A 26,127-nucleotide genomic window follows, 5' to 3' on the forward strand; every position below is an offset into this window, starting at 1 on the left:
ATGCTTGTATAGGTTTGGCCTGAATTAGTCGTTTGTATCTAACGCTAAGTTTTCATCAGCACGGTTGATCTCTTTGATGTATTGGTGGACACGTTTTTGATATTTTTCAGCCAGTCCTTTCACTTCGTAAATTAATACTTCGCTTTCGTCTACTTCGATGATTTCTGGTAACCCCGTAAATACGCGGTTTTGTATGTCGTTCAAGGTGAAAACTTGTTCACTGATGACCAGTTTATTAATACTGGTGGATCGGCTTAGTTTCATGATGTCATCCATTAGATCGCCTATCTCATCCGCATCAAACGTGTCATTTTTCATCATGTCAGTAATGTGAGAAGTTCCCTTGTGTAATCCAAGGTGAAGATTTAAGGTGGGAGCATCATGGTATAATTCGTTTTCTAGTAGGGCTTCCGTTAAGCCGATTATGACATGGGCAGCGCTAATGGCTTCCATATACAAATGGTCCCCCGTATCTTCTGCATTAAACAGGATGAGAACGGAGTCGTCTTGGTATTGGTGCACTTGCCCATGAAACCGCTCGATTGTTTGGAAAATCGCACGGTAAATGGGGGTAAGTAAGTTGGCAACTTGTAGTGGCGTCATGTTTTCGTGCCACTCATTAATATTAAGAATATCGATGAAAAGCACACAACTGCGCCGTCTTGATTCCGCTAAAATGGTTTCAAAATCAATTTCTAGTTGTGTTTTCGCCGGTATCCCTGTGATGTCGTGAGAAATGGGCTCGTCTATTGGTTCAGGTTTCGGCCATTCAAGTGTTTGAGCGTTATGAACAGCATGACATAACGCTCTGCCTTCTTTGAACGCCGCATTGGGTAATTTTGCGTCATGGTGACCCTTTGCTAGGGCGTATAGGGCATCGGTAGCATCATTGATGGGGGAAAACAGCCAGCGAGTGACTAAGACCACAAGCAACAATGCAATGGCGCATATAAAAATCGAGACGCCGATCAATAAGTTTGTGAGATGTTTAAGGGTTTCTTGTGCTGGTGTTTTGTCTAACGTGATGAGGACATGGCCAACGACATCATTTTGAAAGCGGATGCTTGAGGTATATAACCTGTGTGTTTTAGATGGGCGAAAGTCGGCACTGGTTGGTTGTTTAGCGTTACCACTGCTGGCTTCGGCTAACAGTTCGTCTTTTTTGTTATAGACGCGGGCACTTAAGATATTATCATCCAATACAAGACGATTAAGTAGGACATTCAGGCTGAGTAAGTCATTCGTTAAAATGGATTGAGTCGCGTTGAAAGCAGCTTGCGTAGCTAGGCTGTTACCTAACACATCGGTCTGTTGGTCCAGGTAGTTTTCCAAGGCTTGAGTGATGGTAAACCAAAAAAGACCCACTGTTATTATCATCAAAGACATAAACGTTGTGATGGTAATTGCTGACGCCGTTAGCTTTTTTCGAAGGAAAGCGATGGCTTTGTTGCTTTTCATTTGCGTCTGCATTGATGCCCTTTAAATTGACTTATAAAACAATCAGTCAAGTATACACTTGGTGACTCTGTTTTTCTTTACTGTTTGAGTAAAGGAAAACGCAAAAAAAAGTTCCTTTTAGTATAGATGTATCCGTCGATGCTAAAAATAAATCATTGATGTTCGCCTGTTATTTCGTCAGGTACTTAGTTTCTGCAAACTGATTTGTTATAGTGGTCGGATTCTTTGTAAGGAGTGACTATGTCTGCCAATATCACCTTAATGGGTACCTTTGATGAGAGTTATCTGACTCAGTTTACGACATGGCTAAAAGAACAAGGTGTTGAAGGCCATGCTGCTTTTTTAACTCGGGAGTCCGAAGCCGTATCTGTTGTGCGTATGACATTAACACACTCCATAGTGGACGATCGTCTCGAAAGCTTCCGTAATGCGCTGCTTAAACTATCTGATGACACACAAATTGATCATATTTATCAAGCCTCCACGCTGGATATTAGACAGGCAGGTGTCGCCGTATTTGATATGGATTCTACCCTGATCAAAGCAGAAGTCATGGATGAGTTGGCGACAGAGATGGGCATCGGCGAACAGGTTGCGGCGGTGACGGCAAGTGCTATGCGTGGCGAGATTGATTTTGTCGAGAGTTTTGTTCAGCGCCTTTCTTTATTAGAAGGCTTAAGCTGTGATGTAATGGATGGTGTATACCAGCGTATCGTCCACATGGAGGGCATTGCTACCTTAATGAAGGTGCTACACCACTTCGGTTGGCATACCGCGATTTTATCCGGTGGTTTCTCCTTCTTTGCAGATCGTGTCCGAGCTGAGTATCAAATGCAGGAGGCTCATGCAAATGTTCTGGAAATCATCGATGGTAAGTTAACAGGCAAACACATGGGGCCTATTGTCGATGCGCAGCGTAAAGCGGATTTGTTAGACTCACTGGTGGAAGAAGCCGCGTGTGGATGGTCTCAGACGATTGCCTGTGGTGATGGTGCAAACGATTTGTTAATGCTGAAGAAAGCCGCATTAGGCGTCGCTTTACATGCTAAGCCTCTTGTCAGAAAGCAAGCACCTTGTCCAATGAATACACTGGGTTTAGATGGCATTTTATATCTTCTAGGTTTGTCTAGTGATGATATAAGAGCGATTTTAGAAAAATAATAATAGGGCCTTGCCCAGTACAGTAAGCAGAGTCTCTGCGATCGGAGTATTCTTTTGTCAGAAGTCAGGTTATCAGATGTTGATTTAAACCTTTTGTATATTTTTCAGGTTTTGATTGAAGAACTAAATGTGACCAAGGCCGCGATAAGATTGGATGTCTCACAGCCAGCGGTCAGTCGTTCGTTAGCACGTTTACGAGATGTGTTTGACGATCCTTTGTTTATTCGGACTTCCCATGGATTGTCCGCCACCACAAAGACGTTAGAGCTCGCACCCGTTCTGAAAGAAACATTAGCGGGCTTAGAGCGATTGCTACAGCCCGTTAATTTTATTCCTCAAACCAGCCAGCGCCGCTTCGTTCTTTCGACGACCGATTTTGGCTCCTTGACAGTCTTGCCAAAAATTTTGGACGTTTTTCAGCAGTCGGCTCCCAATGCGATGTTGGATGTGAAGTCATGGGATGAGGATGTTGCCCAAGAGCTGGATCAAGTTGATATTGACTTAGCCGTGGCTGTGTTATCTAAAGAGCCTCCAGCTGGTGTGCGAGCCATGCGGTTAAAAAGCGATCGTATGGTGTGTTTAGCTCGAGAAAACCATCCTAATATCAAAACTGAGTTGACGCTTGAAGGGTATTTGCAAGCGGACCATGTGCAGGTGGTATTGGGGCGCCGTGCCTATTTTGCTGTGGATAGGGAGTTGGAGCGGTTAGGACATAAGCGTCACGTGTCGTTACAGTTACCAACCTTTGTGCCAGCGGCCAGGGTGGTGAAAGACAGTGATTTATTGTTAACCGTACCCTGTTTGTTTGCTCAAGATATTATGGCGACGATTCCGGGATTAACGATGCACCAACTACCGTTTAAAAGTCGTGAATTTGATTATTCTATGATATGGCATGAGCGTTTTCAGCATGACCCTGCTCATCAGTGGTTTCGTGGTCTGTTTAGAAAAGCATTTATTGATGAGGCAATATAAACTTCTGACGTTTATTTCTTATTCTTAGTCCTTTTCTTTTAGGTTGTTATCCAGTTGTGCTAGCCACTCTTGTGTGAGCGTTTCAACCAAGCTATAGCGCCGTAAGCTCATGGCGTCTTCTAGCATGTCAAAGTTTTCAGACAAATAGTCGTGTAGAATTTTATCTCTTAATTCGATTAAAAAACGTATTTGTTCTGCTTGTTGCAAGGTGACGTCATTATGCGAGACGAGCTGAGCAAATACGTCATCGCGAGAAGAAATGTTGACTTGGTAATGATGCTTTAATACATAGCGCGCTAAATCTAACATGGACGCAACAAGCAGCTGAAAGGCATGTTCTATGGCCATGCTTTCGTCTTTTGTTAACGTGAGGCTTTTGTCGCGCTTTCTAAATTTATCCAGTCTGACAATCATATCGTGCTGATGACGATAAAGTGATTGTTCCCATTCTATATCGCGCATAAGTACATTCTCCATGGTCGCTCACCGATGTGGATAGTGACACTAAAAAGAGCTCTAATGAGCTCCTTCTAGTTTAGTTTAAATTATCGTAAGCACTATCTTTTAAAGCACATTTACACTTATTTCGTTTTGCTGGGGCGTTTAGAAGCCAGTAAAAGGGTAAAAGTCGTAGTGATTGCCGTATTCGACTTTGGAATGCGCCTTGATATGTAAATAGCCTTGGCTTTCGCAGGCGGCAAGTAACGCGCCAGAGCTTTGCTGTGGGTGAGCATAAGCGAGGCCATCGTGACCAATGGCGACTCGGATAAACTCATCTCGCTTGATGGTTTTTTCTCGGCTAAAGCCTGCGATCACAGGGTAAGCCCTATCACCATCAAGGGAGTGTCCTGCACTTTTCGCCAATAAGCGTCGAGCAAACCAATGATACGTCACCAATGTCGAGCTGGGATTGCCGGGTAATCCTAAAAATGGGATACCACTTAGGGTTGCATGAACCAATGGTTTGCCAGGTTTAATGGCAATTTTCCAAAGATGCACTGAGCCCAGCTTTTCTAAAATGCTTTTTACATGATCTTCTTCCCCAACGGAGACACCGCCAGAGGATAAAATCACATCACTACATTGCAGCAATTCTGTAATGGTTTTTTCCGTTGCCTCAGGTGTGTCTTCAGCATGTAAACACTTGGCAACCACATAACCAGAGTGCTGTACAAGGGCGCTTAACATAGGGCCATTAGAGTTGTAGATTTGTCCTTTTTGGAGGGGATGGCCTGCTGGGACTAATTCATCCCCCGTGGTTAATATGCCGACTCGAAGCGGCGTAAAAACCTTGAGTTCGGTGAGGCCAAGGCTAGACAAAAGGCCAATGTGCATGGGCGTGATTTTTGTCCCTTTGGCTAGAACGGTTTGTCCTAGTTGGATGTCTTGCCCTTTGGGACGAATGTTATCCCCCTGTTTAGGGGATGTGTTATTGGAAAAAGGAAAGCGAACACCTTCTTCTGAAACGTCTGCTTCTTCTTGCATGACAACAATATTGGCACCCGCAGGAATATTGGCACCAGTAAAAATCCGTACGCAAGTATTAGGGGCTAATCTTTCTGGGGCGTAACCGGCGGGAATGCGCTGACTAATGGGAAAGCGTTTATCGTTTTGCCAATCCTCAATACGTAAGGCGTAGCCATCCATCGCACTGTTGTCAAAAGCGGGAACGGCTTGTTGAGCGCAAATATCTTGCGCTGCAATGCGATTTAAAGAGTTGGCTAACGAAATGGATTCGCATGCTACCTGTTGGCTAACACCATGCTCGATGGCATGTAAGGCCTCTTCAAAGGGTAAAAGCTCAGACATACCTGTTAGACCTCATGTAAACTCGGCTTGAATTTCCCCAATAAAAGCTCAACAAAATTACAGGGACGATGTGTCGAATCCAATTGTTCTTTTAAAATGCCATTCCAAGCGGTTCGACAAGCGCCAGTCGACCCAGGCAGACAAAAGACTAAGGTATTATTTGCCAGCCCAGCAACGGCTCTTGACTGTATCGTGGAGGTGCCGATTTCTTCATAGGATATCTGACGGAACAGCTCTCCAAAGCCTTCAACTTGCTTATCAAATAAAGGAATCATCGCTTCTGGAGTGCTGTCTCTAGAGTAAAAGCCGGTACCTCCTGTGATTAGGATAACCTGTACTTTTTTGTCGGCAATCCACTGGGAAACAACAGCACGCATATCATAAATATCGTCTCGAACGAGTTCTCGCTCAATAAAGTGATGACCTGCCGCTTCAAGCATGGTAATCAGAGCATCACCTGAGGTGTCTTCTGCTAAAGTTCGTGTATCTGACACGGTAAGGACACAGATATTTAAGGGACGAAAAGGGGTTGGTAGTTTGCTCATAATAGTTCCTTCGTTAGCCTCCTGTTGCGCTCATAAAGCGCAAGATTTGTGGCGGATCTTCAAGGTTAAAGTGGTGTTGGTAAGGTTTTAAAGCAAGGGCGCTGATAATACCTTCCTCTAACGCGCCCTGTGTAACGGATGGGGTGCGTAAAAAAGGCTTTAAATCTTTTGAGTGTTCGTTGCCAAGACACAGTAATAAGCGGCCTTCCGCAGTCAGACGGACACGGTTACAGTCACTGCAAAAATTATGACTATGAGGCGAAATAACGCCGATTTTATTTTGATAGCCTGCTACATTGTAGTAGCGTGTCGGGCCACCTGTGGTTAAGTTGGATTCTGTTAAGTCAAAGTGCTGTCCCAGCCTGTCGATAATATCATCGCTGGACAGATAAGCCTCAGCACGGTCATGATCGTGTATCATACCCAAGGGCATTTCTTCGATGTAGCTAATGTCCATTCCCCGTTCAAGGGCAAACGTCCCAAGCGCTTGGATCTCATCATCATTATGGTTTTTCAGAATAACGCTGTTCAATTTAAGTCTTTTGAATGCCAATGACGTCGCTTTGTCTATACCATTAATGACTTGTTGAAACTTATCACGTCGGGTGAGCTTAAAAAAACGTTCTGCATTGAGTGTGTCTAAACTGATGTTGATGCGCGAGACGCCAGCATCTAATAAACCTTGTGACATTTTTTCCAATTGCGAGCCATTGGTCGTAATAGTCAGCTCGTCAAGACCATCGGTTTTAGCAATTTGCTCTAAAGCCCACAAAAGGTTTTTACGGACCAGTGGCTCGCCACCCGTAATACGAATGCGTTTGGTGCCCATTTTGATAAAGGTTTTAGCGACTTGAACCACTTCTTCTAAAGAGAGGATATGGCGTTTGGGTATGAAGGTGACGTCTTCATCCATACAATATGTGCAGCGGAAATCACAGCGATCAGTCACAGAAATGCGTAAGTAGTCAATTCGACGACCATATGGATCGATTAACGATGACGTAGCCAACAGAATTACCTCTCTTAAATCTGCGAATATTCTAGCATTGACGCTGCCAAGTCATACAATGCATTTTATAATTGAATTATCATTGAGTGTATCAGATTTAACTGGGTTGTCAGTCTATTCGATAATGACCACTATAAGAATGTAGTAAAATCCCCTTAAAATTCTATGTGGGGTGGAAGAGGAAGTGATATGAATAATGTCGTTCATCATTTGATTGATTTATTAAAGTTAGAGCGAGTATCAGAACATCATTTTGTGGGGCGTAGTCAAGATATTGGATTTCCCAAAGTATTCGGCGGTCAAGTGGTAGGTCAGGGGTTGAGTGCAGCGACTCAGACGGTTGAAAATCGTCGCCCCCATTCATTACATTGCTATTTTTTACGTCCAGGGGATTCCAGCCAGCCCATAGAGTATCATGTCGAAGTGGTTCGTGATGGACGAAGCTTTAGTTTGCGGCGTGTTATGGCCAATCAGTTTGGTAAATGCATCTTGGTTATGACAGTGTCGTTTCATATTGAAGAAAAGGGCTTGGATCATCAGGTGTCGATGCCTAATGTGCCAGGGCCTGAGTGTTTTCAATCAGAGCTGAGTTTGTATCGCGCTCACGCCAATGAAATTCCTGAAAAGGTCAGAGGATTGTTTACTGCTGATCGACCAATAGAGTACCGAGTAGTGGAAAATCAAAATCCGTTTCGGCCACGCCCTGATATGCCGCGTCGGCATATGTGGATCCGTAGCGTTGAGGCGCTCCCTGATGACCCATTAATACATCAGTCTATGTTGGCATACACAACCGATTATGGCTTTATTCAAACCGCGCTCTTGCCGCACGGGATTTCGATCAATAATCCTAACTTAAATGTTGCCAGTTTGGATCACGCTATTTGGTTTCACCGTGATTTTTGCTTAGATGATTGGCTCTTATATGTGGCAGACTCACCATCCGCCAGTCATTCTAGAGGGTTTGCGAGAGGGCAGATTTTTAATCGCAATGGGCAATTAGTTGCCTCGACCGCTCAAGAAGGGTTAATAAGATATAACGGGGAGTAAATAACCGTATCGAGATTTGTATCTGACGATTGTCTTAAAGCTTGGATGTGGTAATAAAAACGTTTCTATATGAACAAATGCAGTGACTTTTTCGCAGCTTGAAGAGGGTGATGGGTCAATATTAAGAGGACAGACTTCTAGATGTTAATACTGGTGCAAGTTGTTGGTGACTCACTGTGACTAGGTGTGCCCGTTTTACCCATTTTGTTGTCTGTAACATATTGGGGTGCTATGTCTGTATCAGTGTTATTGTCTATGGCGCTCTACTGTTCTCCTATCATGTTGAAGTACAAACAACGCAGAAGCGTCACGTTGATCAGACGGTTTCCCTGTTGATCCAGCAGATTAAAGATTCTTCCGTGACGTCATTAGGAAACACTGATTTGTCTCTTGATGGCGATGGGCTTTTTTTTGAGGTGAGTCGCCAGTTAAATCACGAAGGTGTTAAGGGCGTTTTTCTTCAATCCGTGGATCACTCCATTCCCATTTTAGATCATATTAATCAGGGAACGTCTGCTTTAGAAACCTGGATGTATCCTTTTTCGTTGCGAGACCAGTCTATGCGACTTTGTGTGTATGTCTCTAACGATAAAGTGTGGCAAATGTTTGTTCATCGGTTACTTTGGTATATGGGTTTACTTGCCATTCAGACCGCTATTATCTATTTACTGCTATATTGTTTCGTCGTCAGAGGGTTAGGAAGGGCGGTCAGCGGAATACAGCAGGAACTTAGCCAGATGAATTTAGATGATCCTAAAAGGTTATACGGAAATACAAAGTTTCTGCATTTTTTAGAGTATCAATGGATACTTAATGGCATGAATAAAATTATCCATGGTTTGGCGGCTTCGCGTCGAGAGTTATCTGAGTTAAACAGCCAGCTAGAGGCAAAAGTCGCGGAAAAGACACAAAGCCTTGAAGAGAAAAATACGACTTTAGTACAGCTAAACAAGAAATTATATACGCTTGCCAATACCGATTCTTTAACACAGACCTATAATCGAACGCGTTTTGACCTGCTGTTTAGAGAGCATGTTGCCATGGCCGAGCATAAACAAACGTCTTTGTCGCTTTTGTTAATCGATTTGGATAATTTTAAACGAGTAAATGATCAGTTTGGTCACCAAATGGGCGACCATGTCTTATATGTTACCGCTAAGTTGCTTGAAAGTGTTGTGATGGATGATGGTATTGTTGCCCGCTGGGGAGGGGAAGAGTTTGCGGTGTTACTGCCTCATATCGCCATTGATCAGGCGCAATATATCGCGGAAACCCTGCGAGAAGAGTTAGAAGAGGCGTCTTTTGATGGTCTCGATATCCAGGTCACGATGAGCGTTGGGGTCTCCCAGTTATTGCCTGGAGAAAGCAGTATAAGTTTATTAAAGCGGACTGATGCCGCCATGTATCAAGCCAAAAATATGGGGCGAAATCAGGTTATAGTCGACACAGGGCCTGATGAAAAGGGAATGCCTTAAGCTTAGATGCACTAGGTCTAGATGGTAATGAATGTTCAATATATCATCTTATTGTTGATGTTGTTTTAAGGCCCAATGAACGTGTTCATTGACCAATTCAGACCCGCTTAGTAATCCTTTCTTGAGAGCGTCTATCGTCTCTTTGTTAGTAGGGGCATTACCTAATGCCACCGCAATATTTCGTCGCCAATTCTCATAGCCAGTTCGCCTGATCGGTGATCCCGCGGTATTTTTCAAAAATGTCTCTTCGTCCCAGGCAAATAGAGTGATCAGATCTTCTGAGTCCAGATCATGTCGGGGTTGAAAGTCGTCTTCTTCGGTGTGTTTGGCGAATTTTGTCCAAGGACAAACTAACTGGCAGTCGTCACAACCAAAAATTCGATTGCCCATTTTGCTTCTTAGTTCAACAGGAATGGGGCCTTTATGCTCAATGGTCAAGTAGGAAATACATTTGCCAGCATCCAATACCCAAGGCCCCACAAATGCATCAGTTGGGCACTGAGTCAAACACGCGGTACAACTACCACAATGTCGAGTGCTGGTGGGCTGGTCGACGGGTAGGGGGAGATTGGTGAAAATTTCTCCCAGTAAAAACCAGCTGCCCGCTTTGGGCGTGAGTAGGAGGGTGTTTTTGCCAATCCAGCCCATGCCTGCTTGTTCAGCAATTTGCCTTTCTAGCACAGGGGCACTATCGACAAAAGCACGATAGCCATGGTCGCCGATTGCTTCTTGAATCTTTTTTGCTAACTGGGTTAAACGTTTGCGGATGAGCTTGTGATAGTCACGCCCCAGTGCATAACGCGCTATATAAGCTTTTTCTTTTGTTTTGAGTCGCTCAACGGTTTCGACTGACTGTGGCAAATAATGCATGCGTAGGGAAATAACCCGACGTGTGCCCGCGTGTAGTTGCTCTGGATGGAAGCGCATATCACCGTGGTTGGCTAAATAATCCATTCCCGCGTGATAGCCGTTGTCTAACCATTTGTTAAAGTCATCTTTATATTGTTCAAGATCAGGGGCGACAATACGAGCATCGGCAAAACCAAACTCAATGGCCCAGTGTTTTATCTGGTCTGCTAAGTTGGTCAGATCGTCGGGACGAGAAAGTGCTGGTGGTAACAAGAGAATAACCAATCGGTATTTGTAAGGTAAGACAGCGATGGGGTTAGACGGCCATCTTGCCGTCTAACCAGAAGCAGTAAATCACTAAACAATCAATAAAGCTGTGAATCGCCTTTTACCACGTCCATCAATAGCTTGATGAACATGCGGTCGGCTTCGGTATGATTCTCTTGTATTTTTATGGTCGTTTGATTAGAGACTTCTTCGGCAATGCGTTGGTAGGCATTCGGCTCACGAATATTTTCTTTCGCAATACGAATCAGCTCTCCTGCAAGCTCTGGATCCATCAACATTTTTCGGAAACAACGTAAGAATTCATCAATAATTCGTTGTTGGCTCAGCTCATTAGCCATGTTCAAAACTCCTAGTCAAATTATGACGCTATCACACCACGAAGTGTTTTTTAGGGCAAGTCTTATCCACACTCTTTTTCTTAGTATAGAGATATTCTAGTTGACAGTCTCTGATTGTGTTGCGAAAATTGGGATTCAATTAATTCGACAACACCCTGTCGAAGACTTCTTCCTATGGGCCAATCAGCCCATCTTAATCAGAATACTCTGATTAGCACAAAATAGAATAGGGTTAAGTATACCGTATTTTATTCCCCTCGCGAAAAGACGCGGACAGTGTAAAAACTGCGATTTATTGCGTTTGAGTGTTACTTTTGTTCTGGTTGCCTCATTAGTTTAGCAAACTTCGTTTTATCAACTTTAATCTGTTTGTCGTATGCGGTTACAATAGCCGCACTAACATAATGATTAGAATTTAGCAGACAGATGAATACTATAGAGGGTAACAAAGTGGAGTTATTATCTGGTGGCGAAATGATCGCCCGCTTCCTTAAAGATGAGGGAGTTGAGTATATCTATGGTTATCCGGGCGGTGCCGCTCTTCATATTTACGATGCCTTGCATCGTCAATCCGATGTAAAGCACGTTCTGGTAAGACATGAACAGGCCGCAACGCACATGGCCGATGGCTATGCTCGTGCAACTGGCAAACCTGGTACAGTGCTTGTGACCTCTGGACCCGGTGCGACCAATACGGTGACAGGAATTGCAACGGCTTATATGGACTCCATTCCGATGGTGGTCATTTGCGGGCAAGTAATGAGTTACTTGATCGGTGAAGACGCTTTCCAAGAAACCGATATGGTCGGGGTGTCTCGCCCTATTGTGAAACACAGTTTCACCGTAAAGCATCCTGCTGAAATTCCAATGATTATGAAAAAGGCATATCACATTGCTAGCACGGGTCGTCCAGGTCCAGTGGTCATCGATGTGCCAAAAGACATGACCATGCCAGGGGACAAATACGAGTACAAATACCCTGAATCTGTTTCTATTCGTTCCTATACGCCGCCCACAAAAGGCCACAGTGGCCAAATTAAAAAAGCGGTAGACCTGTTGTTGGCAGCAAAACGCCCTATTATCTACGCAGGTGGTGGGGTGATCATGGGTGGTGCGTCCGATTTACTGACGACTTTTGCCCAAGCCATGAACTTCCCTGTGACCAATACCTTAATGGGCCTAGGCTGTTATCCAGCAACGGATCGTCAGTTTGTGGGGATGTTAGGTATGCATGGCGCCTATGAGGCCAACATGACCATGCATCACAGCGATGTTATTTTAGCTGTGGGGGCTCGTTTTGATGACCGCGTAACTAATGATCCTGATAAGTTTTGTCCAAGCGCCAAAATCATTCATATTGATATTGATCCTGCCGCGATCTCAAAAACCATCCGTGCGGATGTGCCTATTGTTGGTCCTGTACAGCAGGTACTTGACGAAATGTTGTCTTTGATTGAAGGACAAACTTCGAATACAGAGGCACTGGTTAATTGGTGGAAACAAATTACTGAATGGCGCTCGGTTCATGGTGGTCGCTATGATACCAGCAGTGAAAAAATCAAACCTCAGGCGGCCGTTGAAGCGTGTTGGCGTGCAACAAAAGGGGATGCTTATGTTGCCTCAGATGTTGGTCAGCATCAGATGTTTACCGCTCAGTACTATAAATTTGATAAACCAAATCGCTGGGTGAATTCAGGTGGTCTGGGGACGATGGGCTTTGGTTTGCCTGCGGCGATGGGCATCAAAATGAGTTTTCCGCAAGAAACCGTTGTATGTGTCACCGGTGAAGGCAGTATTCAAATGAATATTCAAGAGCTTTCTACCTGCTTGCAGTACGGTTTGCCTGTGAAAATTCTCTGCCTGAACAATGGCTACCTTGGCATGGTTCGTCAATGGCAAGATATGAACTATGAAGGGCGCTATTCTAATTCTTACTTGGATTCATTACCGGATTTTAAAGTATTAATGGATGCTTATCGTCATAAATACGTCGAAATTCGTAGTAAAGATGAGCTTGACAGTAAGATGGAAGAAGCTTTTGCCATGACCGATCAGTTGGTTTTCATCAATTGCTATGTGGACCCAGAAGAACACGTTTATCCAATGCAAGTGCCTCGTGGCTCTATGCGCGATATGTTCTTGAGCAAGACGGAGCGAACCTAACATGCGACATATTATTTCTGTATTGATGGAAAATGAGCCCGGTGCTTTGTCGCGCGTGGTTGGTTTGTTTTCTCAGCGTAACTTTAACATTGAGTCTTTGAACGTCGCCGCGACGGAAGATGGCACTCTATCTCGTTTGACACTGACAACGTTTGGTTCAGATCAAGTGGTTGAGCAAATTACCAAGCAGCTAAACAAGCTAATTGATGTGGTTAAGCTGGTGGATTTAACGGAAGGTCAGCACATCGAGCGAGAGTTGATGTTAGTAAAAGTTCGTGCCACTGGCGCGCAACGAGCGGAGGTGAAACGTACCGTAGATATTTTCCGAGGTAATATTGTTGACATGACGCCCTCTATTTATACGATTCAAGTCGTTGGCGAATCCGACAAACTAGATGGTTTCCTACAAGCATTGGGTGGTGCGCATTTACTGGAAGTGGTGCGTACTGGTGTATCCGGTGTTGCTCGTGGTGAAAAGACATTGTCTCTATAGTTACGATAGAGAAAACCGCTATCATAAAACCGCGCTTGGTCGCGGTTTTTTTATGTGTCATGTCGGAATCGGCGGGTAGAAATTGACTGATGTAGAAAGGTAAAGTGGATGGAAATCGATAGAACGAGTTGGAAGTTGCTCAAAGCATTGGAAGAAAATGCTCGCCTAACCTATGCCGAGTTAGGAAAACTGGTTCATCTCTCTGCGCCAGCGGTTGCAGAGCGAGTGCGCAAACTGGAAGAATCGGGCGTTATTACGGGCTATGGTGCAAAAATCAATTTGGAGAAAGTTGGTATTCCCATTACGGCCTTGGTTGAATGTCAGGTTTACCGAACCAAAGAGCGTGAATTTAAAGCGCTGGTTTTAAGTCTGGATGAGGTGATCTCATGCCACAATGTCACCGGGCCTTATGCCTTTATTTTAAAGGTGGCCGTGCGCTCTATGTCCTTGCTGGATGAACTGCTAGAGCGCTTAATTGATTTGAGTGACACCAATACGATGATGATTTTATCAACGCCCGTTGATCGAAAAATGCCACTTGGTATTGATCAAGTGGCAGAATGAGGCCGCTTAAGCAACCGGAATAACGGCGGCTTTAGTTTGGCGTGGCCACTGACTGATAATCATGCCCAACAAAATGAACCCGCAGCCGATTAAGGCGCGTGTTGATAACACTTCGTTCATCAAAAGCCATCCGCCGATGAGGGCAAACACCGCTTCGGACGATAAGATTAAGGCGCTAATACTGGCCGATACATTACGTTGACCAAGGGTTTGCAAGGTGAAGGCAATGCCGGATGAAGCAACACCAGCGTACACCAATGGCCACCATGCCATTTCAAAGTCGGCTAGCGTAGGCGACTCTGTGAAAAAAGCGGTTACAGTACCCAAGATGGTTGCTATGAGAAACTGAATGATGGACAACGGAACGGCCGAAACATAGCGAGAAAAATAGCCGATAATGATGACATGTCCTGTCCAAAACAGGGTACCAATCAGTTCAATTGCATCGCCTTTATTGATATTAAGGTGCGGGCCAATCGTTAAGCAATATAAGCCAATGAGCGCTAAAATAATACCCAGCCAAGTATGAGACTCTACCTTATGCTTAAGTAATATGCCTACGATAGGCACAAAGACAATATACATACTGGTGATAAAACCCGCGTTACCTGCCGTTGTATATTGCAAGCCAACTTGCTGAAACGTAAAGCCAAAGAACAGACAGGTTCCTCCTAAAATACCGCCTAACCACAAATGCTTCTTATCCTGTTGCTGCTTGGATTTAAAAATAAACAGTAGCGGCAGTAAAGATAAGGTGGCTAATAGAAAACGTGCGGCGTTAAAACTATATGGCCCTAAGCTGTCCATCCCTACTGTTTGAGCAACGAAAGCAAAGCCCCAAATCGCTGCGGTTGTCCATAAAAATAGCTGTGAAATGAGCATAATGGTGAATCATCCTTATAGTGTTAAGTTGCTCTTGAGCGGATAGGAGAGCCTATTTTATAGGCTTGAAGGACTCACCAGAAGTTAAAATGAAAAGTTTTGTTGGGCGCTTTCCTTCGATTTTAAAGTAAATTCATCGCTTTCCTTTGGTTTGTTTCCATCGTCTCATTAGCTGTTATTGTCGAGATATTCAATAACCTTAATAACTGCACTTTTTTCTGTCGTAAAAGGCTCCCGTGAGGGCTGACACAGGTGGAATTACAGGGTAAAGTTGCGCCCGAATTCAGAGGTCTGATGGGTGTTTTTAATGTGTTGTTTTAACGGCTATTAGACTTCAAGTGAAAAACCATTCTAACCGCCGTTTTCTTGCTGCGGTTTGTCTTTTTTTAGGGTGTAAATTTCTATGACGTTTAGTATGTGGTTGGCTATGGCACCATTGTTGATGTTGCTATCTTTAGGGCCAGGGCCAAATAATTTTACCGCCATGCACAATGGTATCCAGGTGGGGGCCACGAAAGCGGTAATTGCTGTAGTAGGGCGAAATGTTGCCTTCAGTATTTTGATGCTGATTTCGGCGCTGGGTCTGGGGGCCATCATTGTCTCTTCTGCATTTTGGTTTAGCGTTGTGAAATGGGTTGGGGTGCTGTACCTATTTTACGTGGGTGTAAAAACGTGGCGCAGTGCGTCAGTAGTGCTTGAAGAACATGAAATGGAAAATGGTACGAGGGCGAAACGAGGCCATAGGGCAAGAATACGCCAAGAGTTTTTAGTAGCGATTAGCAACCCTAAAGCGGTGTTGTTGTTTACTGCTATTTTCCCTCAAATGCTGGATTTAACTCGGCCTGTTCCTATGCAGTTTTTTTGGATGGGACTGACTTTTTGTATGACAGAATTTATTGCGGCTTATGTCTATGCTATGAGTGGCAAACAAATTCGACGTTTGATTCGTAGCCCTAAGGGAATGAAAAACCTCAACCGTGGTATGGGTGGTATATTTGTTACGGCGAGCGCTTTTTTAGCCATGGCGACGCGAGCTTAATTTTCTTCTTATAGACAGTTAAATAATCGGAGCATTGGCTCCGATTTTTTTGTCCAAAATACGAGTTTGTTGGATAAACCTTGTCGTAATGCCTTCACGGAGTAATAGCAAATTGCACTCCTATAACAATTTCGTTATTGTTTGATTATTGATCAATTTTTTGGGTTTAGAAGGAAAGAAATGATGAGCTGGCATCTTTGGTTGGTTACTGCACCCTTTTTATTATTGTTGGCTTTGTCTCCAGGGCCAAATAATTTTACTGCCATGTATAACGGAATGCAGGTAGGGCCGAGAAAAGCAGTAGCTGCCGCATCTGGACGTAATCTTGCCTTTATGATTTTGATGACAGTGTCCGCCTTGGGGTTGGGCGCTGTCATTGTGTCATCCATGTTTTGGTTTAACATGGTTAAGTGGGCTGGTGTTGTTTATCTACTCTATATTGGCATTAAAACATGGCGTAGCGCTGCGATGACGCTGGATGAACACGAGTCAGAAAACTGTGTCGTTTCTCGTGGGCACTTTCCCAGAATTCGACAAGAATTTATGATTGCGATCAGTAACCCCAAAGCCATTTTGATTTTTACTGCGATTTTTCCACAACTTCTTGATTTGAACAGTCCAGTTGCCCCTCAGTTTTTTGTAATTGGCATGACATTTATTCTGTGTGAGTTTATTGCTGCCTATATTTATGCGGTAAGTGGTAAACAGATTCGGCGTTTGATAAAAAGCCAAAAAGGCATGCTTAGGTTGAATAAGGGAATGGGAAGCTTATTCGTACTCGCGAGTATGTTACTGGCCTCTTCGAGTCGAAGTTAATGCTTCTTTAAATGGAAAGAAAATAAATCAGCCGAGTACTGATTTTAATATAGAAACGTATTACCTACCTAATTATAGTATTTATAATGAATACCTTCTTTTTTTATAAAATCATACACAAAACAAGTTTTTCATATATTTTTATTTTGATATTATAGTTTTTAAAAAGTATAACATAAGCTCATTTTATGGTTTTGCTTTTATTAATGCATGATTTAGTGTAACAGAGTGTAATTGTCTTTGAGTAAGGACGTAAGTATAACATTTCCTCCTGTTAAATTTACACTTGCAATATAAGGTAATTAAAATGAACGAAACATTGAATGGTAGAATCTCAATAAATGCTAACACTTTGAAATTACTGAGAAAAAAAAGGCTTAAGTCAAGAACAGTTAGCGGATGGCTGCGCAAACCTTAGATTACCCGTTTCAATTGCTTCTATTAAGCGAGCCGAAGCGGGAAAAAATATATTGTATAGGACAGTTTCTAGCTTAGCATGCTTCTTTGGTATTTCATTCGAGGATCTCATTGAAGAGGTTCCTTTATCATTGTTGCAGTATGCCTCTGAGCAATCGAACTATGTAAAGCCTTGCATTGGTCGAGATTGGGAGCTTCAGCAATTACAACATCTCTATGTCTTATCCAAAAACACTCAAAAAACCGTTTCTATTACGCGGGTATGCACGGAATAGGAAAAACGAACCTCATCCAGTCATTTATTGCGAAAGTTAAAAATACAAATAATGAGTCTTTGTATTTTAGCTTCAAAGAGGAAGAGAATACTCTTAACCGTTTATGTAGAATGATGTTAGGTCTTGAAATAGGTGTTACTGATGAATTTATGCGTTCAAGTTTTACATTTTTATTTTCATTTGAATTAGAATATTTTTATTTTTTGCTTTTGTTAGGTTGCAAACTTAATCAATATGAATGTCAAGTTTTAAAAAATATTACTCATGAAAAAATAGAAGCAGTTGAGTGTTTAGTATTATCATTCCTGATCGATAAATGTATTAGTAGAGGGGTTCTGATAATCGCGATAGATGATATAGATTGTATTAATAAATCAAACACTAGAATTATAAAAAAACTAATTAAAAATGATTTTGGATTTCCCTTTTTTTTGATGTTAGGTTTTTCTGATGTTAAACAATACTCGCACTTTCCTGATTGGCTAGAGAATCATCATTCAATAAAGTTAAGAATGCTTGATGAGGGCTCATTATTATCGTTAGCCAATTTTTTTGTAAGTACTCCCCCTTTTTCTTTAGCAACCAGCTATCAACATAAGCTGCAATCAGTTAAACGTTCAAAAGGTCATCCAGGAATATTAGAAGAATTGCTCTTGACTGATAAGCCTAATGATGATTTCCCAAAAAGTGTTTATGAAAAAATTTCTATGATATTGAAGTCATTACCCATAGAGCAACGGCAGATCTTAAAATTTTTAGCCCACACTGGAAGTAGCGTTAGCTTTGCTCTAATTGATGTTTTTTTATCCACAAAGCAGCTGTTCGGTGTGGCTCAACTTAATGATTTAGTTTGCCTAGGCTTACTTTATCTTAGAGCAGATGGTTATGCTTTTCGTCATTCAGTGATCCTAGAAATAGTAAAGGAAATCATTGATGTTTCTTAAATAGTAAATAGGAAATAGTATTTAAAAATAGAATTTTATTAGTGATCTTATGGTAAGTGATCCGTAAGTGATCCGTTTTTTAGTTATGTGATTGGTTAGTTTTCCTAGTGTCAATCGTGTGTACAGCATTGCGTCTATTTACATGATTTTGTTATTTATAACTAAGGGGAAAAAAATGAACCAATCAAACATACAGACTAAAGAAACGTATCTTTTAGAGAGTGAGTTATGGGTAGGTAATAGTACTGAGATTCAGTTAGTTAAAAATAAATTAATGTCAATAGCAAATACGTCATTGCCAGTTCTCATCAAAGGTGAAACGGGAACTGGCAAAGAGATTGCGGCAAGAATGATACATACTTATTGCAAAGAAGAAAGCTACCCATTTGTGACAGTCTGTTGTAAGCGAAATAGTAATGAAAACTTATCAGATATAATTCATAGAGAGTGGGTAAAGGCAGATAGAGGTACCTTATTTATTAAAAATATAGATCTATTAGCAGAAAGTGATGCCCATTCTCTGAAAAGCCTTTGGTTAACCTCCGACACGCCTGAGCAGAGTACTCGTATAATTGCCAGTTATTGCCATTCACAAGCGATAGATTCATTAGATAGCCCGTTTTTAAGTTGGCTAGATTATCATTGTCTGACCGTTGAACTGCCTACATTAGCTAATCGAGTAGAAGACATAGAAGATTTGGTTCTATATTACCAATCAAAAGACAAAAAAATAGCAAGTTTGTCTTTTCAACCGGGAGCGTGGGATATATTAAAAAAATGCTCTTGGCCAGGAAATGTTAAGCAAATCAAACGTTGTCTTGATAAATTAGCGATACAGGCCTCTTCTAATGTTATTGATGAAAAAATATTACTGGCATGCTTTCCAACAATGGTTGATGAAATAGAAAAAAAAGAATCTATAGCTACCTTAAGTAATGAGATGGGGAAAACAATTTATCAATATGAAGCTTTAGAGGATAATGATGATAACAGCTTATCTTCCCATGTGATTCAACGTAATAAAAATGATCTTAATGAGTATGATCAAAAAGTACCGCTGCAATTTGCACATCATCCTGCTTTAGATAAAGCGATAGTCTATCTTTACAACAATTTTAAAAAACCGCTTAATATGGATGATCTTGCACGTCAAGCTTGTATTAGCCCCTCTCATCTATCCTACTTATTTAAAAATTACTTAGGTATGTCATTTAAACAAACTTTATTACGTTTGCGTATTGTCAAAGCAATGGAGCTACTAACAGAAAACCCGACTCGGCATGTGACACAGGTCTGTGATGATGTAGGGTTTTCTGACTTGAGCTTTTTTGTCCGAAAATTTAAAGCAACGGTTGGTATGAGTCCGGGCGTCTATCGTGATCAATATGGGCATACAAAAGCAAGTCCTGAATCACTTATAGTCGAAAAAGCATTGGTGCAGACTATGTCTCGATTACCCATTAGGAATTAAAAGCGTGGGTCACATTGAACCACCAAAATGCGAATTTTGGTGGTTATACCAACTTTAGCCGAGTTATTACCAACTGAGCGCGAGTTCGTACCAATCCTAAACACATTTTTATTCTTAAACTGTTTACAAGGTTTGAGATTACCCAATAGAGGTGATGATTTAACCCCGATGCTAAGCAATAGCGCAATAAATACGACTCAACTTATTAAATGAAAAGAGGTTTTATTATGGCATTTCCGACAGCAGTTAATAATCAAATCACGGATTCTGTTACCCAAGCGAACGTCGAAGTCCTGGGTGATGCTCCCGCCGTGTCAATGGGGAATTTATTCCAAGCAACATCACAGGCTTTAGGCAACGCAGCACACAACGCCACATCAGCCCAGCAACAAACAGCACTGACGGCTCAAGCAGCCACCACGATGGGCGTGAGCACGTTGTATTCTATCGATACAGCCAGCACAGGGATGGGGACAAAAGCAATCCTCACTCAGAAAGTAGCAGGCTTAGGCTGATAAAACACGACAAAAACATACAGTAACACCAACCAATTTAAGTAACACCAAATAATTTAATTAAAAGGATAGCAACATGGCATTTCCAACCGCAGTAAACGATCAGATTACCGATTCAGTGACCCAAGCAAACGTCAAGGTATTGGGTGATGCTCCAGCGATGTCAATGGGGAATTTGTTTCAAGCCACATCTCAAGCATTAGCCAATGCCGCTCATAATGCGACAACGGCGCAGCAGCAAACCGCCATTACCGCTCAAGCGGCCACAACAATGGGGGTGACCACTTTATATTCTATTGATACAGCAACAACAGGTGTTTCAACTAAGACCATTCTTGGCAGCTAAACCTATTCATTCCTTTTGAATTGAGCTGGATGTCATTAACAGCACAGTAAAAAGGGGTTTCATTTAATGGGTTTTATGAAAAACAAGAGAGGAAAGTAATATGGCATTTCCAACCGCAGTTAATAGCCAAATTACCGATTCGGTGACACAGGCTAATGTGCAAGTCTTAGGTGCAGCACCAGCGATAGCAATGGGGAACCTGTTCCAGGCGACCTCGCAGGCTTTAGCAAATGCTGCACATAATGCAACGACAGCACAGCAGCAAACAAATATTACAGCACAAGCTGTTACGACTATGGGGGTAAATTTACTCTTCTCAGTCGATACCGCGTCCACGGCTGTTTCGACGAGTAAGATCTTTGCCTAACGCGTTTTTAAAACGTTCTAAAGTAAGAGAAAACTCTCGCAATAACCGGACACAATCGCGATCTTAGATTGCACTATTAACATAATTGAAAAGGAAAAATACTATGGCATTTCCAACAGCAGTAAACAGTCAAATTACCGATTCTGTTTCTCAAGTTAATACCAAGGTTCTTGGTGACGCTCCAGCAGTGGCAACAGGCAATTTTATGATTGCAACGAGCCAAGCGCTTTCTAATGCGGCTCACAATGCCACAACAGGACAGCAAAATAATGCTATTACAGCACAAGCAGCACTTACCCAAGGGGTATCGACGCTATATAGCATCGATACAGCTTCTTCTGCCGTAGCGACGAACAGAATCTACCAGTAAGCGAGCGAACTTAGGTGGTATTAGTGGGGCGTATTGCTGATACCACCTTTTTTATCAGGTAAAAGACAAAGAGAGGTCTCTATGGCGAATATAGAATTCTATGACAGCAATATTGCCTTAGCACAGCCTTTCTCCGTCTCCGTTGCGTCTGTTGCGATGGCTAATTCCATTAGTCTATTAATGGATAATGCGGTCAACAATGAAGCCCATTCCCAGGCGATCCAAAATGCCAGTGTGAGTCAATGTAATGTGCTGATTCTTTCATCTGGAGCCGCTGGAGCAACAAAGGGCAAATAACGAAACTAAGGAGAACATCATGAGTGCTGTAAATGATCAAATAACCGATTCAGTTAGTCAAATAAACGCCTTATTAACAGGAGGCGCCCCCGCACAGTCCATGGGGATGTTGGATGTTACTAGTACAGAAACTATCGGCATGTCGATGTTTAATGCGATTACCGCTCAGCAAAATGCGCAAACGTCGGCTTCAGCCGCTGCCACGGCAAGCTGCGCAAAAATGCTAAAAACCGAAATAGTTCCTTTAAAGCCAGTTGATTTAAGCTCGAAGGCGTCACTGGAATTGGCGTTGTCTAAAGTGAACCTAGCAGAAGATATGCTTGCCAACTCACTGCTGTTAATGACCCTAAAAGAGCTAATTAACAAAAAAAGTGTCATTACCAAACAATCAGCCAAGGAGGCTTTTGAGTCTGCTAAAGAGGAAGTAGGTAACAAAGTGAAGGCGCCAGAGCAGGAATTATTTAATAACGCCGTCAGCAAGCTCGACAAAAATATTAAAGATCTTTTTCCCACCAGTTAAACGTTAAACGGGTTATTTCACAGGCATACGATCTAGCACAAGCAAAAGGAGAACCACCATGGCAGACGAAGGCAATGTTAACTCCCAAGTCGTCAACACACTTACTGCGATACAAAGTGCAACACTCAATGGCAACATCATTAAACAATCCGGAGCGGGGAAAGCCTATCAATCTATCTCGCAGTCTTCGGCAATAGCCGTTCAAGATGCTACCGATAATTTGCGCAATATCAATACCATGGCAACCACTGCCATGGGGGTGGCATTGGCGCAAATGCTGGCGACAGGCAATACCGAGACCTATGGAAAAATTATTGAACAGGCCAATAAAATGGTCTTGGATAGCACAGTAAACTTTAGCAGTGTAGGTGCTGGAGCCAGCAAATTAATAGAAGAGTTTCCTGTTGGCTAAGCATTTGCCTATTAAAAAGGCAAACACAAAAGGCAAAAAGAGGCGCATATGACGATACTAATAAATCAAACAGAGCTGCAGGAGGTTGAACAACTGCCAGACAATATTCAAGCTCTAATGCATATGATACCGCAAGGCGTTCAATGCTTGCAGGTAATGATCGCGAATCAGGAGCAGTCGGTGAGTTTTCCTTCTGTGGAAGCATTTATTGAACAGCTCAATATTGGCCTAAGAGGAACCTCTCTACTGAATATTGCCAAAGGTAACTTGACAGTTGATATTAAAAAACTGTTAGAAATCACCACTAATGATCTACGGGCTTTATCTTCTTTGGAGCCGTCAGCCGCTGCAGATCAAGTTACCGATCGGACTGTCGCTAATAGCCAATTATTAGAAAAATACTATTTAATAAGCAATGAATCTTTTGGGGCTATCAATCCGTTTTTTAAGTTGCAAAGTCACCTTGAATTGCCACTAATGTGGAGCGCGAATTTTTATGACATGATTGTGTTTCACGATGTCTTGAAGTATTGCGAGCGCGTGTTTCAAATGGGTCAAAATGTGAAAACAGAAGCAGTGAATTGGGCCAATGATAAAGCGCAAACCTTGTCAGAGCTTGCCCATTACTATTGCTTTTATTTGGCTTTGAATCGCCATGCGGATCAGCCTAGTGCGCCAATAGAGGCGATATTAGATAAATTGACGCCATTAGTACTGAACAATCTAGATTGTCCTTTGGCAACCATAGAACTGGATCAACATAGCCTCCAGTCCGCCATCGTCCAATGGAATGAAGCCGGTAATAATCTAGGCTTTACCAGCCTCTCGTCAGGTTTACAAAACATTGCATTGAACATAGAGCCGGGCAACATAGACAGCATCGAAGAGCAAGCGATCCATTACATAAAACAGCTTCAGCAACAGCTTTGTAATCACCTTGCTACGGATAGCTTTATCAATCAAGCGGGTCGCTATCGGCATTACCTATTTGCCTTACCTGACAAAACCACCATGCTGAATATAGATAACATTGGCTGCTTGAGCCTGTATAGCGACACCCCCAATCGCCTGACAAACAAAGCGGCCACTCGCTCTTAAAGGCTGTTTTCATCATGACAAACGACATTGTATTGGAGAGCCATTATGAATTTACCCAATGAAAATAAAACAGTACCGTCGCAAAAGAGCCATTCGCTAAAGTCGTCTATGAAGGAATTAGCGACGCTCTCTATGCCTGTTGATAGTAATAGATTATTGACAACGGTTGATGATGTGCTTACCGATGCTATGCAAACCATCTCCCAGTCTCTACAACAATCGTCGGCCAAAATAGAAGAAGCTAAGCAGCGCCTTTTACAGGATCATCCAAGCCTCAAACAGGCCTATGAAACGGAGTCCGCACAAGAGGATGAGTTGGGTAAATTAGAAGACGCATTTCAAGACAATCTTATTCAAGATCAACTCAAGTATCAGCAAAACATGCGAGCACAGCAAGAAAAGGCTCAAGCCAGAATTGCTAGCAAACATCAAGCCATGACTCAGGCTGCTGTTGACCTAGAACAAAAGCTCGTCGCGCAACAAAAAGCGTATCAGAGCAAAATACTCTCTCAAACCGCACTTACATTAGACGAAAAGCAAACCGAGGCGGCTAACATTATTGAGGATTTATCAGACAGCGTTCCCCTAACCATGGATGACATGGCAAACAGCGACAAGAAAATCAGCGAGTCGGCTATCCAAACCGCGCCTGATCATGAAATAGACAAAATGGATGTGTCTGAGAGGGGAGAAAAATCATGCGATCACTAATGTATTCCGCAATACAAGTAGACCCAGATCTTGAAATAAAGCAAATGACAGCGCAACAGCAAATGACGGAAATCATTACTCGACTGCAAATTGCCCCTAAGTATCATACCTTGACCCAGCAGGACAGAGTACGACTAAAAAAAGAAGGTTATGCCTCTGAGCTAGTCGATCACCTGGTTGTGATGACACAACGCCAAGGCAATCCCACGTCTTCTGATAACGATGAACTACTGATTGGTTTTACCTACGCGGCATTTGACCCCGCCCTGTTTGCCAGTCCTCTAATAAAAAATCACTTTGAGCAACTGAGTTTCGGCTGCTGTAGCCTGTGCGAGAGTTTTTTGATGGACACCGCCTGTGGCAACATGAGCCACTATCGGCCAGTACAGCTCTTAGACAGCGTTGCAAATGAACAGATAAAAAGTCAATGCTCGCCTTACTATGCCTTGGCGTATCAGCAGGACAATCTCCTCTATGTCTGCCCAGCCTGTGATGAAAAACATAAGGCAGGTTTGTTTCCTGTCAAAGAAAAGCGTTATCCAGACATCCCCTTGGTACAGGAACAACCCTTGTTGATCAATCCTTATCAAGAACAGCCAAGGGACTACATTCGCTTTAACCCACAAAATGGCCAAGCGTTCGCCTATGACACCGTGTGTGCGTTTTATTTAGACAGACAAGGTTTAACGCCAGAGCAAGTTGAAAAGCGGCTTTGGCAACAGCCGAATGCGATTCCTCACCAATTTGATGTCGAAGACGAATTGTTGACGGACCCCAAAGTAGAGCAGGATTATCAAGCCTGGTTAGATAACCAACCACAACCAGTCCAGCTAAGCCGAGGCCAAACCACTATAGACGTTTTAGGGCTTAATCGTACGGCTCTAGTCGTCTCTCGCCTAGCGACGTTAAGACAGCTAAGTGCTGATAGAGCGAATGATATGCCGAGCCCACCATTGACGACAGACGAAGTGGAAAGTAATGCTTATCGAAGTCTCGCTCTAGACGCCTTATCGACTTGGTACTGGCAACAAAAAAACACTCCCAACGCTGAGCAAAAAGAGACCCTCACAAAGCCATCTAAGCGGAGTGTGCCGTGCCATAACAAAATCACCAACACGGTGTATCTGTTTGAATTCCCCGTTTGGTTAAGGTCTTCCTTGGTTTACATTGTCACTGAGTCAGAACTGGACGTAGAGGGCCATCGTCGTCTTGTTTGTCTTTCAGCAAAAGACAGACTGTATGGCGAAAAGCCTAAGGAGAAGTGTGTTTTCTTGCCTATTAATTGGCAACGTGACAAGAACAATATAGTCAAGGTACGCTCCCATCGCAATATTTGGGAAGCCTCTTTTTCTGAATTTGCCACCTCCCGCCCACAAGAATTGGTGGATTTATTTGCCAATAATGATGTCTGGGTAGAAGGTCACTATCCTGCCCTGAGAGAAACAGCAAACTTACACTAAGATGCACTCA

The 26,127-nt window shown here is 42.8% G+C and carries 29 protein-coding genes; 21 read left to right on the forward strand and 8 right to left on the reverse strand.

Going from position 1 to position 26,127, the window contains the following annotated elements:
- Positions 1-24 precede the first annotated feature (24 nt).
- Positions 25-1,470 (reverse strand): AhpA/YtjB family protein, encoded by a 1,446-nt coding sequence (locus AC0VYG_RS06215; protein WP_475449900.1) that lies wholly within the window; start codon positions 1,468-1,470, stop codon positions 25-27.
- Positions 1,471-1,698: 228 nt separating this feature from the next.
- Between AC0VYG_RS06215 and serB the strand changes: the two genes are divergently transcribed.
- Together serB and AC0VYG_RS06225 are read left to right on the forward strand one after the other, a co-directional pair.
- The gene (gene serB, locus AC0VYG_RS06220; RefSeq protein WP_475431453.1) at positions 1,699-2,619 is read left to right on the forward strand and encodes a phosphoserine phosphatase SerB; all 921 of its coding nucleotides are present in this window, start codon (positions 1,699-1,701) and stop codon (positions 2,617-2,619) included.
- A gap of 54 nt (positions 2,620-2,673) precedes the next feature.
- Entirely contained in the window at positions 2,674-3,594 is a 921-nt protein-coding gene (locus tag AC0VYG_RS06225) for a LysR family transcriptional regulator (protein ID WP_475431454.1), read from the forward strand.
- A 24-nt stretch (positions 3,595-3,618) separates the two neighbouring features.
- On the opposite strand, the gene AC0VYG_RS06230 is transcribed toward AC0VYG_RS06225, so the two are convergent.
- The 4 genes from AC0VYG_RS06230 to moaA form a co-directional block, all read right to left on the reverse strand.
- Positions 3,619-4,056 carry a HepT-like ribonuclease domain-containing protein gene (locus AC0VYG_RS06230; RefSeq protein ID WP_475431455.1) on the reverse strand — a complete coding sequence of 146 codons (438 nt, stop codon included), beginning with the start codon at positions 4,054-4,056 and terminating at the stop codon, positions 3,619-3,621.
- Positions 4,057-4,197: 141 nt separating this feature from the next.
- Positions 4,198-5,403 (reverse strand): molybdopterin molybdotransferase MoeA, encoded by a 1,206-nt coding sequence (locus AC0VYG_RS06235; RefSeq protein WP_475431456.1) that lies wholly within the window; start codon positions 5,401-5,403, stop codon positions 4,198-4,200.
- A gap of 5 nt (positions 5,404-5,408) precedes the next feature.
- Positions 5,409-5,948, reverse strand: a complete 540-nt coding sequence (gene moaB, locus AC0VYG_RS06240; protein WP_475431457.1) for a molybdenum cofactor biosynthesis protein B — start codon at positions 5,946-5,948, stop codon at positions 5,409-5,411.
- 13 nt (positions 5,949-5,961) lie between these two features.
- Positions 5,962-6,957 (reverse strand): GTP 3',8-cyclase MoaA, encoded by a 996-nt coding sequence (gene moaA, locus AC0VYG_RS06245; protein WP_475431458.1) that lies wholly within the window; start codon positions 6,955-6,957, stop codon positions 5,962-5,964.
- A 189-nt stretch (positions 6,958-7,146) separates the two neighbouring features.
- On the opposite strand from moaA, the gene AC0VYG_RS06250 reads away from it, so the two are divergent.
- Positions 7,147-8,007: an acyl-CoA thioesterase gene (locus AC0VYG_RS06250; RefSeq protein WP_475431459.1), complete on the forward strand. Its 861-nt coding sequence runs from the start codon at positions 7,147-7,149 to the stop codon at positions 8,005-8,007.
- A gap of 176 nt (positions 8,008-8,183) precedes the next feature.
- On the forward strand, positions 8,184-9,482 hold the full coding sequence (locus AC0VYG_RS06255) for a GGDEF domain-containing protein (RefSeq protein WP_475431460.1): 1,299 nt from the start codon (positions 8,184-8,186) through the stop codon (positions 9,480-9,482).
- Positions 9,483-9,530: 48 nt separating this feature from the next.
- On the opposite strand, the gene queG is transcribed toward AC0VYG_RS06255, so the two are convergent.
- The gene (queG, locus tag AC0VYG_RS06260) at positions 9,531-10,604 is read right to left on the reverse strand and encodes a tRNA epoxyqueuosine(34) reductase QueG (RefSeq protein WP_475431461.1); all 1,074 of its coding nucleotides are present in this window, start codon (positions 10,602-10,604) and stop codon (positions 9,531-9,533) included.
- A gap of 92 nt (positions 10,605-10,696) precedes the next feature.
- Positions 10,697-10,957: a hypothetical protein gene (locus AC0VYG_RS06265; protein WP_475431462.1), complete on the reverse strand. Its 261-nt coding sequence runs from the start codon at positions 10,955-10,957 to the stop codon at positions 10,697-10,699.
- Between the two features lie 450 nt (positions 10,958-11,407).
- On the opposite strand from AC0VYG_RS06265, the gene AC0VYG_RS06270 reads away from it, so the two are divergent.
- The 3 genes from AC0VYG_RS06270 (at position 11,408) to AC0VYG_RS06280 (ending at position 14,177) form a co-directional block, all read left to right on the forward strand.
- The gene (locus tag AC0VYG_RS06270; protein ID WP_475432525.1) at positions 11,408-13,120 is read left to right on the forward strand and encodes an acetolactate synthase 3 large subunit; all 1,713 of its coding nucleotides are present in this window, start codon (positions 11,408-11,410) and stop codon (positions 13,118-13,120) included.
- Between the two features lies 1 nt (position 13,121).
- Positions 13,122-13,613 (forward strand): acetolactate synthase small subunit, encoded by a 492-nt coding sequence (gene ilvN / locus AC0VYG_RS06275; RefSeq protein ID WP_067018597.1) that lies wholly within the window; start codon positions 13,122-13,124, stop codon positions 13,611-13,613.
- 108 nt (positions 13,614-13,721) lie between these two features.
- Positions 13,722-14,177, forward strand: a complete 456-nt coding sequence (locus AC0VYG_RS06280; RefSeq protein WP_475431463.1) for an Lrp/AsnC family transcriptional regulator — start codon at positions 13,722-13,724, stop codon at positions 14,175-14,177.
- 6 nt (positions 14,178-14,183) lie between these two features.
- Here the strand turns inward: AC0VYG_RS06280 and AC0VYG_RS06285 are convergent, their stop codons facing one another.
- Complete coding sequence (locus tag AC0VYG_RS06285) at positions 14,184-15,059, reverse strand: DMT family transporter (protein WP_475431464.1); 876 nt, start codon at positions 15,057-15,059, stop codon at positions 14,184-14,186.
- A 403-nt stretch (positions 15,060-15,462) separates the two neighbouring features.
- On the opposite strand from AC0VYG_RS06285, the gene AC0VYG_RS06290 reads away from it, so the two are divergent.
- From AC0VYG_RS06290 to AC0VYG_RS06355, 14 genes are all read left to right on the forward strand, one after another.
- Complete coding sequence (locus AC0VYG_RS06290) at positions 15,463-16,098, forward strand: LysE family translocator (protein ID WP_475431465.1); 636 nt, start codon at positions 15,463-15,465, stop codon at positions 16,096-16,098.
- Between the two features lie 180 nt (positions 16,099-16,278).
- Positions 16,279-16,914, forward strand: a complete 636-nt coding sequence (locus AC0VYG_RS06295) for a LysE family translocator (RefSeq protein ID WP_475431466.1) — start codon at positions 16,279-16,281, stop codon at positions 16,912-16,914.
- 604 nt (positions 16,915-17,518) lie between these two features.
- Positions 17,519-18,550 carry a P-loop NTPase fold protein gene (locus AC0VYG_RS06300; RefSeq protein WP_475431467.1) on the forward strand — a complete coding sequence of 344 codons (1,032 nt, stop codon included), beginning with the start codon at positions 17,519-17,521 and terminating at the stop codon, positions 18,548-18,550.
- 175 nt (positions 18,551-18,725) lie between these two features.
- The gene (locus AC0VYG_RS06305; RefSeq protein ID WP_475431468.1) at positions 18,726-20,021 is read left to right on the forward strand and encodes a helix-turn-helix domain-containing protein; all 1,296 of its coding nucleotides are present in this window, start codon (positions 18,726-18,728) and stop codon (positions 20,019-20,021) included.
- 227 nt (positions 20,022-20,248) lie between these two features.
- Positions 20,249-20,536, forward strand: a complete 288-nt coding sequence (locus AC0VYG_RS06310) for a RebB family R body protein (RefSeq protein ID WP_475431469.1) — start codon at positions 20,249-20,251, stop codon at positions 20,534-20,536.
- 76 nt (positions 20,537-20,612) lie between these two features.
- Positions 20,613-20,882, forward strand: a complete 270-nt coding sequence (locus AC0VYG_RS06315) for a RebB family R body protein (RefSeq protein WP_475431470.1) — start codon at positions 20,613-20,615, stop codon at positions 20,880-20,882.
- A gap of 100 nt (positions 20,883-20,982) precedes the next feature.
- Entirely contained in the window at positions 20,983-21,249 is a 267-nt protein-coding gene (locus AC0VYG_RS06320; RefSeq protein ID WP_475431471.1) for a RebB family R body protein, read from the forward strand.
- A gap of 103 nt (positions 21,250-21,352) precedes the next feature.
- Positions 21,353-21,619 carry a RebB family R body protein gene (locus AC0VYG_RS06325; RefSeq protein ID WP_475431472.1) on the forward strand — a complete coding sequence of 89 codons (267 nt, stop codon included), beginning with the start codon at positions 21,353-21,355 and terminating at the stop codon, positions 21,617-21,619.
- A gap of 81 nt (positions 21,620-21,700) precedes the next feature.
- Positions 21,701-21,916 (forward strand): RebB family R body protein, encoded by a 216-nt coding sequence (locus tag AC0VYG_RS06330; protein WP_475431473.1) that lies wholly within the window; start codon positions 21,701-21,703, stop codon positions 21,914-21,916.
- Positions 21,917-21,935: 19 nt separating this feature from the next.
- Entirely contained in the window at positions 21,936-22,436 is a 501-nt protein-coding gene (locus AC0VYG_RS06335; RefSeq protein WP_475431474.1) for a RebB family R body protein, read from the forward strand.
- A 58-nt stretch (positions 22,437-22,494) separates the two neighbouring features.
- Positions 22,495-22,848 (forward strand): hypothetical protein, encoded by a 354-nt coding sequence (locus tag AC0VYG_RS06340; protein ID WP_475431475.1) that lies wholly within the window; start codon positions 22,495-22,497, stop codon positions 22,846-22,848.
- Positions 22,849-22,896: 48 nt separating this feature from the next.
- The gene (locus AC0VYG_RS06345; RefSeq protein WP_475431476.1) at positions 22,897-23,946 is read left to right on the forward strand and encodes a hypothetical protein; all 1,050 of its coding nucleotides are present in this window, start codon (positions 22,897-22,899) and stop codon (positions 23,944-23,946) included.
- A 45-nt stretch (positions 23,947-23,991) separates the two neighbouring features.
- Complete coding sequence (locus tag AC0VYG_RS06350; RefSeq protein WP_475431477.1) at positions 23,992-24,657, forward strand: hypothetical protein; 666 nt, start codon at positions 23,992-23,994, stop codon at positions 24,655-24,657.
- Complete coding sequence (locus AC0VYG_RS06355; protein ID WP_475431478.1) at positions 24,645-26,117, forward strand: hypothetical protein; 1,473 nt, start codon at positions 24,645-24,647, stop codon at positions 26,115-26,117. The genes AC0VYG_RS06350 and AC0VYG_RS06355 overlap by 13 nt, the downstream gene beginning before the upstream one ends.
- Positions 26,118-26,127: the final 10 nt, after the last annotated feature.

The organism is Marinomonas sp. 63XJN7_7_ISO-PGPR-S23-202, assembly GCF_056173505.1.

Coding starts and splice junctions, on each gene's coding strand:
- AC0VYG_RS06230 (WP_475431455.1), bottom strand. CDS start 4,056: ATGCGCGATATAGAATGGGAACAATCACTTTATCGTCATCAGCACGAT.
- AC0VYG_RS06250 (WP_475431459.1), top strand. CDS start 7,147: ATGAATAATGTCGTTCATCATTTGATTGATTTATTAAAGTTAGAGCGA.
- AC0VYG_RS06285 (WP_475431464.1), bottom strand. CDS start 15,059: ATGCTCATTTCACAGCTATTTTTATGGACAACCGCAGCGATTTGGGGC.
- AC0VYG_RS06305 (WP_475431468.1), top strand. CDS start 18,726: ATGAACCAATCAAACATACAGACTAAAGAAACGTATCTTTTAGAGAGT.
- AC0VYG_RS06215 (WP_475449900.1), bottom strand. CDS start 1,470: ATGCAGACGCAAATGAAAAGCAACAAAGCCATCGCTTTCCTTCGAAAA.
- AC0VYG_RS06295 (WP_475431466.1), top strand. CDS start 16,279: ATGATGAGCTGGCATCTTTGGTTGGTTACTGCACCCTTTTTATTATTG.
- AC0VYG_RS06340 (WP_475431475.1), top strand. CDS start 22,495: ATGGCAGACGAAGGCAATGTTAACTCCCAAGTCGTCAACACACTTACT.
- serB (WP_475431453.1), top strand. CDS start 1,699: ATGTCTGCCAATATCACCTTAATGGGTACCTTTGATGAGAGTTATCTG.
- moaB (WP_475431457.1), bottom strand. CDS start 5,948: ATGAGCAAACTACCAACCCCTTTTCGTCCCTTAAATATCTGTGTCCTT.
- AC0VYG_RS06315 (WP_475431470.1), top strand. CDS start 20,613: ATGGCATTTCCAACCGCAGTAAACGATCAGATTACCGATTCAGTGACC.
- AC0VYG_RS06330 (WP_475431473.1), top strand. CDS start 21,701: ATGGCGAATATAGAATTCTATGACAGCAATATTGCCTTAGCACAGCCT.
- AC0VYG_RS06310 (WP_475431469.1), top strand. CDS start 20,249: ATGGCATTTCCGACAGCAGTTAATAATCAAATCACGGATTCTGTTACC.
- AC0VYG_RS06345 (WP_475431476.1), top strand. CDS start 22,897: ATGACGATACTAATAAATCAAACAGAGCTGCAGGAGGTTGAACAACTG.
- AC0VYG_RS06265 (WP_475431462.1), bottom strand. CDS start 10,957: ATGGCTAATGAGCTGAGCCAACAACGAATTATTGATGAATTCTTACGT.
- AC0VYG_RS06325 (WP_475431472.1), top strand. CDS start 21,353: ATGGCATTTCCAACAGCAGTAAACAGTCAAATTACCGATTCTGTTTCT.
- AC0VYG_RS06235 (WP_475431456.1), bottom strand. CDS start 5,403: ATGTCTGAGCTTTTACCCTTTGAAGAGGCCTTACATGCCATCGAGCAT.
- AC0VYG_RS06355 (WP_475431478.1), top strand. CDS start 24,645: ATGCGATCACTAATGTATTCCGCAATACAAGTAGACCCAGATCTTGAA.
- AC0VYG_RS06320 (WP_475431471.1), top strand. CDS start 20,983: ATGGCATTTCCAACCGCAGTTAATAGCCAAATTACCGATTCGGTGACA.
- AC0VYG_RS06280 (WP_475431463.1), top strand. CDS start 13,722: ATGGAAATCGATAGAACGAGTTGGAAGTTGCTCAAAGCATTGGAAGAA.
- ilvN (WP_067018597.1), top strand. CDS start 13,122: ATGCGACATATTATTTCTGTATTGATGGAAAATGAGCCCGGTGCTTTG.
- AC0VYG_RS06290 (WP_475431465.1), top strand. CDS start 15,463: ATGACGTTTAGTATGTGGTTGGCTATGGCACCATTGTTGATGTTGCTA.
- AC0VYG_RS06335 (WP_475431474.1), top strand. CDS start 21,936: ATGAGTGCTGTAAATGATCAAATAACCGATTCAGTTAGTCAAATAAAC.
- AC0VYG_RS06350 (WP_475431477.1), top strand. CDS start 23,992: ATGAATTTACCCAATGAAAATAAAACAGTACCGTCGCAAAAGAGCCAT.